This window comes from Shewanella gelidii (genome assembly GCF_014647855.1).
Classification (GTDB): Bacteria; Pseudomonadota; Gammaproteobacteria; order Enterobacterales; family Shewanellaceae; genus Shewanella; species Shewanella gelidii.
Genome location: NZ_BMPZ01000002.1, coordinates 356,414 through 371,263, shown reverse-complemented (window position 1 = coordinate 371,263; position 14,850 = coordinate 356,414). Strand labels below are relative to the sequence as shown.

The 14,850-nt window shown below is 46.5% G+C and carries 13 protein-coding genes; 9 read left to right on the top strand and 4 right to left on the bottom strand.

All coding sequences use genetic code 11. The features are described 5' to 3' along the window. Positions 1-91: 91 nt before the first annotated feature. The 3 genes from IEY18_RS05140 to IEY18_RS05130 form a co-directional block, all read right to left on the bottom strand. Positions 92-481 (bottom strand): YbaY family lipoprotein, encoded by a 390-nt coding sequence (locus tag IEY18_RS05140; protein WP_188918499.1) that lies wholly within the window; start codon positions 479-481, stop codon positions 92-94. A gap of 2 nt (positions 482-483) precedes the next feature. After that, positions 484-1,347, bottom strand: a complete 864-nt coding sequence (gene tesB, locus IEY18_RS05135) for an acyl-CoA thioesterase II (RefSeq protein WP_188918496.1) — start codon at positions 1,345-1,347, stop codon at positions 484-486. Positions 1,348-1,431: 84 nt separating this feature from the next. Beyond that, the gene (locus IEY18_RS05130; protein ID WP_188918494.1) at positions 1,432-2,352 is read right to left on the bottom strand and encodes an SDR family NAD(P)-dependent oxidoreductase; all 921 of its coding nucleotides are present in this window, start codon (positions 2,350-2,352) and stop codon (positions 1,432-1,434) included. Between the two features lie 438 nt (positions 2,353-2,790). Here IEY18_RS05130 and IEY18_RS05125 point away from each other — a divergent pair, with 438 nt between their 5' ends. After that, complete coding sequence (locus IEY18_RS05125; RefSeq protein ID WP_188918492.1) at positions 2,791-3,666, top strand: 1,4-dihydroxy-2-naphthoate polyprenyltransferase; 876 nt, start codon at positions 2,791-2,793, stop codon at positions 3,664-3,666. A gap of 209 nt (positions 3,667-3,875) precedes the next feature. On the opposite strand, the gene IEY18_RS05120 is transcribed toward IEY18_RS05125, so the two are convergent. Continuing rightward, positions 3,876-5,780 carry a propionyl-CoA synthetase gene (locus IEY18_RS05120; protein ID WP_188918491.1) on the bottom strand — a complete coding sequence of 635 codons (1,905 nt, stop codon included), beginning with the start codon at positions 5,778-5,780 and terminating at the stop codon, positions 3,876-3,878. Between the two features lie 295 nt (positions 5,781-6,075). On the opposite strand from IEY18_RS05120, the gene IEY18_RS05115 reads away from it, so the two are divergent. The 8 genes from IEY18_RS05115 (at position 6,076) to IEY18_RS05080 (ending at position 14,812) form a co-directional block, all read left to right on the top strand. Further along, positions 6,076-6,492, top strand: a complete 417-nt coding sequence (locus tag IEY18_RS05115) for a MerR family transcriptional regulator (RefSeq protein WP_188918489.1) — start codon at positions 6,076-6,078, stop codon at positions 6,490-6,492. A gap of 166 nt (positions 6,493-6,658) precedes the next feature. Further along, positions 6,659-7,828 carry an isovaleryl-CoA dehydrogenase gene (locus IEY18_RS05110; RefSeq protein ID WP_188918487.1) on the top strand — a complete coding sequence of 390 codons (1,170 nt, stop codon included), beginning with the start codon at positions 6,659-6,661 and terminating at the stop codon, positions 7,826-7,828. A gap of 113 nt (positions 7,829-7,941) precedes the next feature. After that, positions 7,942-9,549, top strand: a complete 1,608-nt coding sequence (locus IEY18_RS05105) for a carboxyl transferase domain-containing protein (protein WP_188918485.1) — start codon at positions 7,942-7,944, stop codon at positions 9,547-9,549. 43 nt (positions 9,550-9,592) lie between these two features. Beyond that, positions 9,593-10,456 carry an enoyl-CoA hydratase-related protein gene (locus IEY18_RS05100; protein ID WP_188918483.1) on the top strand — a complete coding sequence of 288 codons (864 nt, stop codon included), beginning with the start codon at positions 9,593-9,595 and terminating at the stop codon, positions 10,454-10,456. Further along, entirely contained in the window at positions 10,456-12,471 is a 2,016-nt protein-coding gene (locus tag IEY18_RS05095) for an acetyl/propionyl/methylcrotonyl-CoA carboxylase subunit alpha (protein ID WP_188918482.1), read from the top strand. Before IEY18_RS05100 ends, IEY18_RS05095 begins: the two co-directional genes overlap by 1 nt. After that, entirely contained in the window at positions 12,472-13,392 is a 921-nt protein-coding gene (locus IEY18_RS05090) for a hydroxymethylglutaryl-CoA lyase (protein ID WP_188918480.1), read from the top strand. A 45-nt stretch (positions 13,393-13,437) separates the two neighbouring features. After that, complete coding sequence (locus IEY18_RS05085) at positions 13,438-14,145, top strand: CoA transferase subunit A (RefSeq protein ID WP_188918478.1); 708 nt, start codon at positions 13,438-13,440, stop codon at positions 14,143-14,145. A gap of 10 nt (positions 14,146-14,155) precedes the next feature. After that, positions 14,156-14,812 (top strand): 3-oxoacid CoA-transferase subunit B, encoded by a 657-nt coding sequence (locus IEY18_RS05080; protein WP_188918476.1) that lies wholly within the window; start codon positions 14,156-14,158, stop codon positions 14,810-14,812. The last annotated feature ends 38 nt before the right edge of the window (positions 14,813-14,850 follow it).

Below are 14,850 nucleotides of genomic sequence, written 5' to 3'. Positions count from 1 at the left end.
TTGCACTTGGCACTCTCAACCGCCCCGAGCCTGTATTCGTTAAAACTTGTGTGAATACTGCTGTCGGGGCAGGAAAAACGGGCTATGCGCGTTAACGGGCTCGCTTCATAATCACTTCGGCAGTGGTAATGCCGTTATGAATAACGGGATATTTGTTATAGGTTTGAAAAATCAATTGCCCTTTGTATTGAATAGATGCAACCACCGCATAGTTTATCGAGCGATCGATCGATTCCGCAGGCAATAAAAACTTAAATGGCACGGGAACTCGCGCCACATTAAAGCTCTTTTGCGCGACGATAGCACCAGGCGTGTTTAAATCAATAATCGCAATCGTTATTCGACTATCTTGCGGCAAGCGGACCTTCTCAAGATAACCGGCCACACCGTTAACGATAACTGGCTTTTGCGGTTCGACATTGATACAAGCGCTGGTACACAACACGATGAACAACAGAAAAAATTTAGCAACATAACGCATCTTTAGCTCTCCGTGACTCGCATTAAACCTTCCTGGGTCACTGACGCTACCAATTGACCCTGCTGATTGAAAAACTGTCCAGTCACAAAGCCACGGCCACCACTAGCATTGGTGCTTTCGTTACTAAATAGCAACCATTCACTAAAATCAAATGGACGATGAAACCACATCGCGTGATCTAAAGTGGCAAGCCGTACGCCCGGCGTTAAAAATGAAACACCATGGGGCTGCAAAGCGGTGACAAGAAAATTAAAATCTGATGCATAAGCAAGTAAGTAATCATGCACACAATAATCTTTGGGTGCTTTGCCATTTGCCCGCATCCAAATATGACGTTTGGGTTCAGAGGCTTTAGGAGACAATGAAGACATTGGGTCGACTAAGCGCATCTCAATTGGGGCATCAGCCATAAATAGCTCCAGCGCTTTGGCCGGAATATTATCGCGCATGGTCATGGCAAGTTCTTGCTGATTCAGCAAACCTTCAGGGCCGTTCACTTGGGGCATGGTCGCTTGATGGTCTAGTCCCCACTCTTCGGTTTGGAAAGAGCAGGTCATATAAAAAATCGGGCGCCCTTTTTGAATCGCTTTTACTCGCCGCGCACTGAAGCTACCGCCATCACGCATAATTTCAACGTCGTAAACTATGGGTAGCTTCTCATCCCCAGCACGTAAAAAATAAGAGTGAAATGAGTGTACGTGACGATCTGAGCTGACGGTTTGTTTTGCGGCACTTAATGCTTGGCCCATTACTTGGCCACCGAACACATGGCCAAAGCCCAAATCTTGGCTTTGACCACGAAACAAACCCATCTCTATCTGCTCTAATGACAATAGCTTGAGTAGATCATCCAACACTTGGCTCATAGTAACTCTCTAATTCATACACAATTAACGCAAATGTTAACCTGTTTATGAAGCGCATATCCAGCGAAATGGTATGACGAGAGATTAATCTAAGCCCACATGATGCTGCGCTGCGCTGCGCCTTGCCCACTCCAATATTTGCGACTCACCACAATCGTGGGCTTTAACTGGCATGGCTTGATATATATCCGACCAAGATTGGAGAATTTTTTCGGCATTACATTCTTCATGCTTAAAGAACTTAGGCGCATATTCGGCAAACTGACCATGGCTAATGCTTCCTGCCGCAGCCAACAGATGTTGTCCATTGGGCGCATATTTGCTGGCAAGAAATATCATACATGCGGTAACAGATTCTTTTGTAAACAAGGGTTTTACTGAATCTGCCAAGTGACTATTTGTCATAGCGGTGACTGCTTGCGGCGCAAAGCTATTGACGTGAATATCGTAATACGCCCCTTCAATACACAAGCTATTGACCAAGCCCACCAGCGCCATTTTACTTGCACTAAACGCAACTTCGTTCATGTCCCCATACAAGGCACTAGCCCCTGTGGTCATGACGATTCGTCCATATTCCTGGCGCTTCATCACCGGCCACACCGCTTTGGCAAAGTAGAAACTTCCGTTAAGATCGACATCCATCTGTCGTTGAAAGGTCTTAAAACTGAGGTTTTCGAAGGCGCAAGGTTCATGAATGCCAGCATTATTAATGAGAACATCAATTCGCCCCCACATTTCGATCACTTCATTCACGGTTTTAACGACCGATTCAGCACAAGCCACATCCATTTCAAAGACTAAGACTTGGCTTCCCAACCCTTCGACATCGGCCTGTGTTTGAAACAACGCCTGTCGGCGGGCTTTTCCTTGGGGATCGTCAACGTCGTATTTCCGGTCAATTAAAACGATGCTTGCCCCTCGCTCAGCGAGTGTAATGGCATAGGCTCTTCCTAGCCCTGAAGCCGCACCGGTAATAATTGCAACCTGATTTTCAAATCGCATTCGCTATTCTTCCTGATAAGCCTTGGGGTCACCAAAGGAGCAACCGCCGATTTAATGGCGATTACTTCATTAATATCAATATATTAAATGTACCTTTTGCCCAATAAAATAAGAGTATCTATGAACTATAAAACCACAGCGAATTGGCGAATTCTTTGACATCAGCAACAAAAATCACGTCATCAAATCAAAAATCATGCGTCAGTTCACAAGTTGCTCATTCCTTAGCTTTCAACCCTATAGACAGGGACTTAAAGCCACCCCCGTCCACCTAAGCATCAATTGAAACGCGGATGATGATTCACAAGCTGAGGACGTTTTTTTGAACTAGTTGGCAGACTTCAATTGCAAAATTTTGCTATTCTAATATAAGAATATAGCGCTGTGCGGTGGACAACCTCAGGCGGCATCACAACATATAATAGAATACTGATACTCATGAACCCTTGGATTTTAGCCATTCGGCCTCGTACGCTTCCCGCTGCAATTGGCCCTCTCCTCATTGGTAATATCTTGGCCTTACAACTAGAGAATTTTAGTTGGGCTATAGCCATTACTTCGATGTTTTGCGGTCTACTGTTACAAATAGCCGTGAATCTCGCCAATGATTACTTTGACTTCAAAAGTGGCGTTGACACAGAAGAACGCCTTGGGCCAGTTCGTGTGACCCAAAGCGGCATGATTGCCCCGTCGACGGTTCGTAATGCCATGGTGTTGTGCCTAGTACTTGCATTAACAGTTGGCTCATTTTTGATTTACCACGGCGGCATTCCGATCGCGATACTGGCAGCGCTAGCAATTTTTGGCGCACTTGGTTACAGCGGTGGGCCTTATCCACTAGCCTCACACGGTCTAGGGGAAGTTGCAGCTTTCATCTTCTTTGGTTTAATCGCTGTGGTTGGCAGCTACTATTTGCAAGCGGCTGAAACCAGCACGGCAGCTTGGTTAATGGGATCGGCAATTGGCTTATTTAATGCTGCAATTATGCTGGTCAATAACACCCGAGATATCTCCACAGATACCAAAGCAGGCAAAAACACATTGGCGGTTCGCATCGGCGAAGCACGTGCCAAAGCCGTTTACCAAGCTTTGGTTTATCTGCCTTTTGGTTTGATTATTGGCGGCTACTTCTTAGGATTGTTACCGGGTTTACCCGTATTATTGTCGGGCCTATCCTTGCTAATTGCGCGCAAACTTACGGTGCAATTCCATCAAGAGTCAGGCGCGGCTTTAAACCCGCTATTAGGGGCAACCGCTAAACTCACAATGATCTTTAGCGCGCTATTTAGCGTTGGCCTTGTATTCTCGGCTTAAACCAAGAAAGTTTATGCAGCAATCGCTGCCGCGCACAAAACCGTAAGCGCTAGATGAGGCCATATCGATGTCAACCTAAAGCGTCGAAAAAGAGCACTTACTCAATAAAAATGCCGCAAGTATTGCGGCATTTTTTATGTCAATGAGAAGCGGTAGCGTAAGTTTTAGCTAAAAAGCGAACCACTCACGAAATAAGCAACTAGAGCTCATTAGACCAGCGCATCAGCATATCCCATTCGCGTCAACGTGTTCTTCACTAAATCAAGTGTTTGTGGATCTTCAATTGTTGCGGGCGCTTTATACGATTGATTGTCTGCGATTTTACGCATGGTTCCACGCAGAATTTTACCCGAGCGTGTTTTTGGCAACTTTTGAATCGCACTAACCAATCGGAACGATGCCACTGGGCCAATTTCTTTACGAACCAAAGCAATCAATTCTTTATGAAGCTGCTCTTCAGAAATAGTGGCGCCAACTTTTAACACAACTAACCCAAGTGGTACCTGACCTTTTAATTTGTCACTCACACCAATCACGGCAACTTCAGCGATATCTTCATGCTGACATAGAACCTCTTCAAAACGGCCAGTTGACAGTCGATGTCCTGCGACGTTAATAATATCGTCAATTCGGCTCATGATATAAAGATAGCCATCTTCATCCATGTAACCGGCATCACCGGTGAGGTAATAGCCAGGATACATTGACAGGTAACTGTCTTCATAACGCTTATCGTTTTGCCATAAGGTGGTCAAAGTGCCTGGAGGTAACGGCAGCTTAATCACAACATTTCCAGATTGATTGGCTTCGACTTCTTCGCCCATTTCATCCACAACTTCGACTTGATAGCCAGGAACAGGTTGCGCGGGGGAACCGGGTTTAATTTTAACGGGATCGAACCCCATTAAGTTCGCAGCAACAGGCCAACCGGTCTCGGTCTGCCACCAGTGATCGATCACTGGTTTTTGTAACATCTCTTGCGTCCACAAAAGGGTATCAGGATCACAACGTTCCCCGGCTAGGAATACATTTTTCAAACATTCAAGATCAGTTGCTTTGGCATATTTGGCTTCTGGATCTTCTCGCTTAATCGCACGGATTGCGGTTGGCGCCGTAAAAAAGCTTTTCACTTTATATTTAGAAATAATGTTCCAAAATGCGCCGGGATCTGGCGTTCCTACTGGCTTGCCTTCATACATAATGGTGGTCGCGCCCACAATCAAAGGGGCATACACGATATAGGAGTGGCCTACAACCCAGCCCACATCAGAGGCTGCCCAAAACGCATCCCCCTGACCGATGTCATACACATGCGCCATTGACCAAGCCAACGCTACCGCATGTCCACCATTATCACGCACGACACCCTTGGGCTGTCCGGTCGTCCCTGAGGTATAAAGGACGTAAAGTGGATCGGTAGCTGCGACGGCTACACATCCGACACTCGGACTGTTTGCGACTTCTTGCTGCCAGTTTTTATCTCGACCTTCTATCAAGGTGGCATGACATTGACTGCGATCTAGAATCAAACATTCTTGAACCTGATGGCTCGCTTGTTCTAACGCATTATCAAGCAAGGGTTTATATTCCACGATTCCAGAGGGCTCAACACCGCAAGACGCGGACAAAATGAGTTTAGGTTTGGCGTCATCAATTCGTGTTGCCAATTCGTTTGCCGCAAAACCACCAAAAACCACAGAATGAATTGCACCAATACGCGCACATGCAAGCATCGCAAATGCTGTTTCAGGCACCATCGGCATATAGATAACCACGCGGTCACCTTTCGTCACACCCACCGATTGCATATAACCGGCGAGACGGCTAACTTGCGCTTGCAATTCGTTATAGCTGATACCATATTCGGCATCCGTGACTGGACTGACATATTGAATTGCAATTTGCTCCCCCAGACCCGCTTCGACATGACGGTCAACGGCGTTATAGCAAGTATTGAGTTCAGCACCAGCAAACCATTGATAAAAAGGTGCTTTTGATTCATCGAGCACTTTATCCCATGGTTTGCTCCATGATAGTTTTGCAGCGGCTTCGCCCCAAAACTCTTCTTTATTTGCCAAAGAATTTGCGTGTAATTCTCTTCCCAACTCACTCATTTTTATTCTCCTAATGGGATAAATCCGGCGTCGACTACAACAGGCAAAGCTGTTCTCTAGGTCGAATAAACACCATGACGTCTTAGCACATTATTGGTTTTATCCCCATGACTCCCAATTAGACGTTAGCCTAAGACTAATGTTTATCCAGCCAGCAAATATTTGTTTATAAAGAAATAAATGAGCATTTAATGCACGCGCGGCAGCGAATATTAATCAATTTCAAGTATCACAAACTTTACCTTTACGTAAACTTCATATATCTTGCTTAAAAATGAAATTTAATGGTGTCACGATGAGCTTTAACCAGAATCAACAAGCGACATTCTCTATCAGTGATCTTTCAAAAGAGTTTGATATTACAACCCGTAGTATCCGCTTCTATGAAGACCAAGGCCTCCTGAAGCCAAAGCGCCGAGGTCAAACCCGTATTTATAGTTTGAAAGATAAAGTACGACTCAAACTTATTCTCCGCGGCAAACGCTTAGGGTTTTCACTCGCGGAAACACGTCGCTTATTTGAACTATATGATGCAGACAAAACCAGTACATCTCAGTTACACACGATGCTTGAGTTAGTCGAAGAGAAAAAAAGTGCGTTAGAACAGCAAATGGACGATATCAAAGTCGTTTTAATGGAACTTAATTCCGCTGAGCAACAATGCCGAGAAGCATTAGAAGCCGAGGCAAATTCGGAGGCAAAGTCTGCTTAAACATAGGTAAAGAATTGTTAACCAACAAATTTATAGCTTAGTGCAAAAATAAAGGTCCTCATAAGCGTTATTGGAATTGCTGTTCAATTAAGTACCTAACCTTAATTGAGCCAATAATGCAAAACACAGCACTGTGGCAACAGAATGATAATAAAGGAACTATACAATGAGCCAACTCTACACAAGTTTAAACTTTGGTCTCGGCGAAGAAATTGACATGCTTAGAGATGCTGTCCAAAACTTTGCTGCCAATGAAATCGCCCCGCTTGCTGCACAAACTGACGCAGAAAATGCATTCCCAAACCAGCTCTGGCCAGTATTCGGTGATATGGGCCTGTTGGGCATCACGGTAGCTGAAGAGTTTGGAGGCGCAAATATGGGCTACTTAGCCCATGTAATCGCGATGGAAGAGATTTCACGAGCATCTGCCTCAATCGGCCTGAGTTATGGCGCGCATTCAAACTTGTGTGTGAATCAAATCAATCGCAATGGTAACGAAGAACAGAAACAACGTTACTTACCAAAGCTCATCAGTGGTGAACATATTGGCGCGCTTGCGATGAGTGAACCCAATGCGGGTTCTGACGTGGTATCCATGAAGCTACATGCCAGAAAAGAAGGCGACAAATACATTTTGAATGGCAACAAAATGTGGATTACCAACGGGCCCGATGCTGAAACCTATGTCATTTATGCCAAAACCGACCTCGATAAAGGTCCACACGGGATCACCGCGTTTATTGTTGAACGTGGTTTTAAAGGATTTAGCCAAGCCCAAAAACTCGACAAGCTGGGTATGCGAGGGTCGAATACTTGTGAGCTCGTTTTTGAAGATTGTGAAGTCCCAGAAGAAAACATTCTCGGCGGTCTAAATAACGGCGTGAAAGTTCTCATGAGCGGACTCGATTATGAACGTGTTGTGCTCTCAGGTGGCCCACTGGGCATTATGCAAGCCTGTATGGATATTGTTGTGCCATACATTCACGAACGAGAACAGTTTGGTAAGTCAATCGGGCAGTTCCAATTGGTGCAAGGCAAGCTTGCCGATATGTACACGCAAATGAATGCCGCGCGCTCCTACGTATACAATGTTGCCCAGTCTTGTGACCGAGGTGAAACGACGCGCAAAGACGCTGCTGGCGCCATTCTTTATAGCGCAGAGCTCGCAACGAAAATGGCACTTGATGCAATCCAGTTACTGGGTGGCAACGGCTACGTAAATGAATACGCAACCGGACGACTATTACGTGACGCCAAACTCTATGAGATTGGTGCAGGTACCTCTGAAATCCGCCGGATGCTGATAGGCCGTGAGTTATTCAACGAGTCTAAATAGTAAGCCCTGCCCGACTGTGTGAGCTCAAGTTTTCATTTGAGCTCACCCACATTAAATACCCAGTATATACATATGCATGGTAACAATTGGCCAGCGAATAAAGGACCAGCACTGTGACCCAGATAAGCAGCCGTATCAACGCACGTAGCGATGAATTCAAAACCAAACATGATGAAATGGCGACGTTAGTGGCCGATCTTCAAACGCAACTACATAAGATTTCCCAAGGCGGTGGCGCCGTCGCCTGTGAGCGTCATGTTTCTCGAGGGAAACTGCTGCCCCGACAACGGGTCGAAAAACTACTCGACCCGGGCTCTCCGTTTTTAGAGATCGCTCAGTTTGCTGCGTTTGGCGTTTATGATGAAGAAGTACCAGCGGCAGGTGTTATTGCAGGTATAGGCCGAGTGAGCGGTGTTGAATGCATGATCATCGCCAATGATGCCACAGTCAAAGGCGGGACTTACTACCCACTAACCGTAAAAAAACACCTGCGCGCTCAAGATATTGCAAGTCGCTGTCACCTTCCGTGTATTTATTTAGTGGATTCAGGCGGCGCAAATTTACCCCGTCAAGATGAGGTATTCCCCGACCGGGATCATTTTGGCCGTATTTTCTTTAATCAAGCGCAAATGTCAGCCAAAGGCATTCCTCAAATTGCGGTTGTCATGGGTCTATGTACCGCCGGTGGCGCGTATGTACCCGCAATGGCCGATGAGTCCATTATTGTCAAAGAGCAAGGTACGATTTTTCTTGCCGGTCCACCACTAGTGAAAGCCGCTACCGGTGAGGAAGTAAGCGCAGAAGAACTCGGCGGTGCAGAGGTACATACCAAAATATCCGGCGTGGCAGATCATATGGCGCAAAACGATGAACATGCTTTGGAGCTCGCTCGTAAATCTGTTCTTCGTCTTAATAATCAAAAGCAAATTGAAAGCCTGCTCTGCGCGGTTAAACCACCGAAATATGATATCGAAGAACTGTATGGCATTGTCGGCACCGATCTGAAAAAGCCTTTTGATGTCAAAGAAGTGATCGCCCGCGTAGTTGATGACTCTGACTTCGATGAGTTCAAAGCCGGTTATGGTGCAACGCTCGTGTGTGGGTTTGCCCGTATTCATGGCTATCCCGTCGGCATTATTGCCAACAATGGCATTTTGTTTTCAGAGTCCGCCCAGAAAGGTGCACACTTTATTGAGTTGTGCTGCCAACGCAAAATCCCTTTGCTATTCCTACAAAATATCACCGGATTCATGGTTGGTAAAAAATACGAGCATGAAGGGATTGCAAAACATGGTGCCAAGATGGTGACAGCAGTGTCGTGTGCCAGTGTGCCCAAGTTTACCGTGATTATTGGCGGCAGTTATGGTGCAGGTAACTATGGGATGTGTGGCCGCGCATTTGACCCAACCATGATGTGGATGTGGCCTAATGCTCGTATTTCTGTCATGGGTGGTGAACAAGCCGCAGGTGTTCTCGCAACAGTCCGCAGAGATGGATTGGCCCGAAAAGGCGTGGCATGGTCTGATAGCGATGAACAAGCCTTTAGACAACCCATTGTTGAACAATATGATAAAGAGGGTCACCCATACCATGCCAGCGCACGGCTTTGGGATGATGGCATCATCGATCCTGCACAAACCCGTGATGTCGTTGGCTTAGCACTATCCGCCGCCCTTAACGCACCGATAGAAGACACCAAGTTTGGTGTATTCCGCATGTAATTGTGCTTGCACAGCAACAATAGACTGAATTAAGGAATACACCATGAACAACTCAAAATCAGCTGAACACGCAATCGCACAGTTGGATCACGATCTGCAATACATTCAGTTAACGCTCGACAATGGCGTTGGCGAAATCTGTCTCAATCGCGCAGATAAACACAATGCGTTTGATGAAGTTATGATTGCTGAAATCATTCATGCACTGGCATTGCTTGCCGAACTCTCAACATGCCAAGTCTTGGTCCTCAAAGCCAAAGGTAGAAACTTTAGTGCCGGCGCCGATCTCAATTGGATGCGTAAACAAGCCCAAATGGACTACCAACAAAATCTCGCGGATGCACATCAGCTCGCTAAGTTAATGTCGGATCTCGATAAGTTTCCAAAGCCAACTCTCGCCTTAGTTCAAGGTGCCGCTTTTGGCGGAGCTCTCGGGCTAATTTGCTGTTGTGACGTCGCGATTGCTAATAGTAAAGCAAGTTTCTGCCTCAGTGAGGTCAAACTTGGTTTAATCCCTGCGGTTATTAGCCCTTATGTCATTCGAACCATGGGCGTAAGCGCTTCACGACGCTATATGTTAACGGCTGAGCGTTTCGACGCATTGACTGCGCAACAACTCAATATCATCCATGAAATTGATGATGATTTATCTCTCGCATCAGCGCCCATCATTGAAGCATTTAAAAACAACAGTCCGCAGGCTGTTGCTTGGGCTAAACAGTTAATTCAAGTTCAAGAAGATGGCGTCATCGATAGCAAAACCATAGATTTTACTGCCGAGCAAATTGCCAAAATTCGCGTATCCGAAGAAGGACAAGAAGGTTTAAATGCCTTCTTTGACAAACGGCAACCCAGTTGGATACATGCAATCGATAGTGATACTAAAGACCTTCAAGGAGCGAAATAATGTTCACCAAAATTCTAATTGCTAACCGAGGTGAAATCGCTTGCCGCATTATCAAAACTGCGCGGTCAATGGGTGTTCGAACCGTTGCATTGTATTCCGACGCAGATAAAGACGCTCGCCATGTTGCCATGGCTGATGAGTCCTTCTACATCGGAGCGAGCGCACCCAGCGAATCTTATTTAAAAGGTGAGCATATTCTTGAAATTGCCAAGAAGTCAGGCGCTCAAGCCATCCACCCCGGCTATGGTTTTTTATCTGAGAACGCCGATTTTGCCCGACTGTGTGAAGACAACGGTGTCGCTTTCGTCGGCCCAAGTGCAGATGCAATTGATGCCATGGGCAGTAAAAGTGCAGCCAAAGAAATCATGCAGGCCGCAAAAGTACCATTAGTCCCCGGCTACCATGGTGAAGCGCAATCCGATGAACTATTAGTCACTGAAGCCAACAAAATGGGCTTTCCTTTACTGATCAAAGCAGCCTACGGCGGTGGTGGCAAAGGAATGCGGATCGTCGAAAGTAGCTCTGAGGTACTTGAAGCGATTCATTCTGCAAGGCGAGAAGCAAGCTCTTCATTCGGTAATGACAAGCTACTAATGGAGCGTTATTTACGTCAACCTAGACACGTAGAAGTGCAAGTTTTTGCTGACAGCCAAGGGAACTGCATTTACCTTTCAGATCGAGATTGTTCGATTCAGCGTCGCCATCAAAAAGTTGTAGAGGAAGCTCCTGCTCCGGGCCTCAGCGATGCATTAAGAAAAGCGATGGGGGAAGCGGCCGTTGCCGCCGCAAAAGCCATTGACTATCGAGGCGCTGGAACCGTTGAGTTTCTGCTTGATACCGATGATAGCTTTTATTTCATGGAAATGAATACTCGCTTACAGGTTGAACATCCGGTCACCGAGATGGTTACTGGACAAGATCTTGTCAAATGGCAACTAATGGTTGCCAGTGGCAGTGAGTTGCCACTCACTCAGGATGAAGTTCGTATCCATGGGCATTCTTTCGAAGTAAGAATTTACGCCGAAGATCCACAAAATGATTTTTTACCGGCCAGCGGCAAACTCAACTTCTTGCGTGAACCAGAGCAAAGCATGCATGTGCGTATCGACTCAGGGATCCGTGAAAATGATGTCATCAGTAACTTCTATGACCCCATGATCGCTAAGCTCATTGTTTGGGACGAATCACGCCCGCGCGCCCTTCAGAGACTTGTTCACGCACTCGCTTCGTATCAAATCAGCGGCTTAAAACACAATATCGAGTTTCTCGCCAATATTGTTGAGCATCAATCTTTCGTCGATGCAGACTTCAGCACTGATTTCATTGAGCGTTATGGCGATGCGTTAATTGGTCAAGTGACAAATGACGAGCATACAGCCCTCGCACTCGCAGCGCTTTATCAACTCTGTGCTCGGAAAGCCGCGGCTCAAGCGTCTGCCGTGAACAGTCGAGACCCTCACTCCCCTTGGGGGCAAGCAAGCGGCTTTAGGCTCAACGCCAGTAGTAGCCACTCACTTTCGTTACTTGATGGCCAACAGCAGCTTCACCAATTAAGCGTTGATGAAGTCGCTGGTAAGTACCTACTGACACTCAATGATGTTTCGCTTGAACTCCGGGGTAGTCTGCATGATGAGCAACTACACGCAGAAATAAACGGTCATCGAAGTAAAGTCGCAGTCAGCCATGAAGGGGAAGAATTCACGTTATTTTTTAATTCTGGTAGTTATCACTTTAAGGTCATGCAAACCGAAGTCGTTGAAGAGCAAGCCAGCAGCGAAGACAAACTCAAAGCGCCAATGAATGGCACCGTGGTCACTCACCTAGCCCAAGTAGGCGATACAGTTGAAGCTGGTCAGGGCTTACTCGTGATGGAAGCGATGAAAATGGAGTACACCATTGAGGCACCATTTAATGGTACGGTCAGTGAATTTTACTTCTCTCCAGGAGAGCTGGTTAGTGACGGTGCGCTGCTGCTGAATGTCACCGAACATGCAGGGCAAGCGGAGGAAGCTTAAATGTCGCAATCAAGCAACTTACCAGCACAGGTCAGTATTTTTGAAGTGGGTGCCCGCGATGGCTTACAAAATGAAAAGCCAGTCTCCACGCAGAATAAAATTCGGCTCATTGATGATCTAGCCAAAGCAGGCGTAAAACGTATTGAAGCCGGGAGCTTTGTATCGCCCAAATGGGTCCCGCAAATGGCAGACTCTATGGATGTCATCCAAGAAATGCCAAGAGCCAAAGGCGTTGTTTATAGTGCACTCACCCCAAACATGAAAGGTTTTGAGCTTGCCTTAGCGTCTGGCATTGATGAAGTCGCTATTTTTGGCGCAGCATCAGAGAGCTTTAGTCAAAAAAATATTAATTGCAGCATTGAAGAATCCATTGCTCGATTTCAACCGCTTATGGAAGCAGCGCAAAAAGCCAATATTAAGGTTCGCGGTTACGTTTCTTGCGTGCTGGGTTGCCCTTATGAAGGACACATCGAAAGCACCGCCGTCGCCCATGTTGCCGATGTACTGCATCAAATGGGCTGTTATGAAATATCCCTTGGTGACACCATTGGCATCGGTACGCCCATCAATGCCCGACGGATGGTAGAGACGGTGGCAAGCAAAGTGCCCGTAGAACAACTTGCACTGCATTTCCATGATACCTACGGTCAAGCACTCCCCAACATACTCGCCTGCTTAGAAACTGGCGTCAGCGTAATTGACGCGTCTGTCGCAGGACTTGGAGGTTGCCCTTATGCCAAAGGCGCCTCAGGAAATGTTGCCACAGAAGATGTGGTCTACATGCTCCATGGCATGGGGGTGAGTACAGGTATAGATTTGCATTTGCTTGCGCAAGCAGGTCATCGCATTAGTACGGCATTAGGTCGGTCGAGCGGTTCCAAGGTCGCGCAAGCCATTGGCCATGAATCAGCGGCACTTTAAGGGACAATTTAAAGCGCACTCAACAAATTTGAATGGAGAAACAAAATGATGGGATTCAATAAGCTGGTAAACAGCTATGAAGAAGCGCTAGATGGCCTTCAAGACGATATGACCATTATGGTCGGCGGTTTTGGCCTCTGTGGTATACCTGAAGGGCTAATTGCCCAAATGGTGGAGATGAAAGTTAAAGGGCTCACTGCAATTTCAAACAATGCAGGCGTAGATGACTTTGGGCTAGGTTTACTGCTGAAACAAAAGCAAATCAGTACCATGATTGCATCATACGTCGGCGAAAATGCGACTTTTGAGCAACAAATGCTCAGTGGAGAACTCAATGTCATTTTAACTCCCCAAGGCACGCTAGCAGAAAAAATTCGTGCTGGCGGCGCTGGCATTCCCGCATTCTTTACGGCCACAGGCTATGGTACGCCGGTTGCGGAAGGAAAGGAAACCCGAGAGATAGACGGTCGTCATTATGTTTTGGAACCGGCTTTAAAAGCTGACTTTGCACTGATCCGCGCGTGGAAAGCGGACACTATGGGTAACTTGGTCTTTCGTAAAACAGCGGCCAACTTCAACCCAATGATTGCAACAGCCGGTAAAATTACCGTAGTTGAAGCGGAACATATCGTTGAGCCCGGAGAGCTGGATCCTGACCATATTCATACGCCAGGTATTTACGTCGATCGTTTGCTGCAAGGCACGTTTGAAAAACGGATTGAGCAGCGCACCATCAAAGCAACCGCAGAGTAAGGAGTTCAACATGGCATTATCAAGGGAACAGCTCGCTCAGCGCGTGGCACAAGAATTAAAAGATGGTTACTACGTTAACCTCGGGATCGGCATTCCTACCCTTGTAGCGAACTATGTGCCAAAAGGCATGTCAGTTATGCTGCAATCAGAAAACGGCTTACTGGGTATGGGGGAGTTTCCAACTGAAGAAAACTTAGATCCTGATCTAATTAATGCCGGTAAACAAACGGTAACTGCAGTCGATGGAGCTTCATTTTTTTCTTCAGCAGAGAGCTTTGCCATGATCCGTGGCGGACACGTCGATCTAACTGTTTTAGGTGCATTTGAAGTAGACGTCAACGGCTCAATTGCATCTTGGATGATCCCAGGCAAGTTAATTAAGGGCATGGGCGGAGCTATGGATCTGGTTGCTGGTGCAGATAATATTATTGTGACGATGATGCATGCAGATAAAAAGGGCAACTCAAAGCTATTATCCGACTGTGAACTTCCCCTCACTGGGTATGGCTGCATTCGAAGAGTACTGACGGATCTTGCCTTTATCGAAATTAAAGAAGGTGCATTCCATTTGCTAGAGCGCGCCCCTGGGGTTACCGTAGAGGAAATCATCGCCAAAACGGCAGGCAAACTGGTGGTACCCGAGCATGTTCCAGAAATGTGCCTCTAATAAAGCCGCACTCTCAATTGAAGAAAAGCACGTGAATA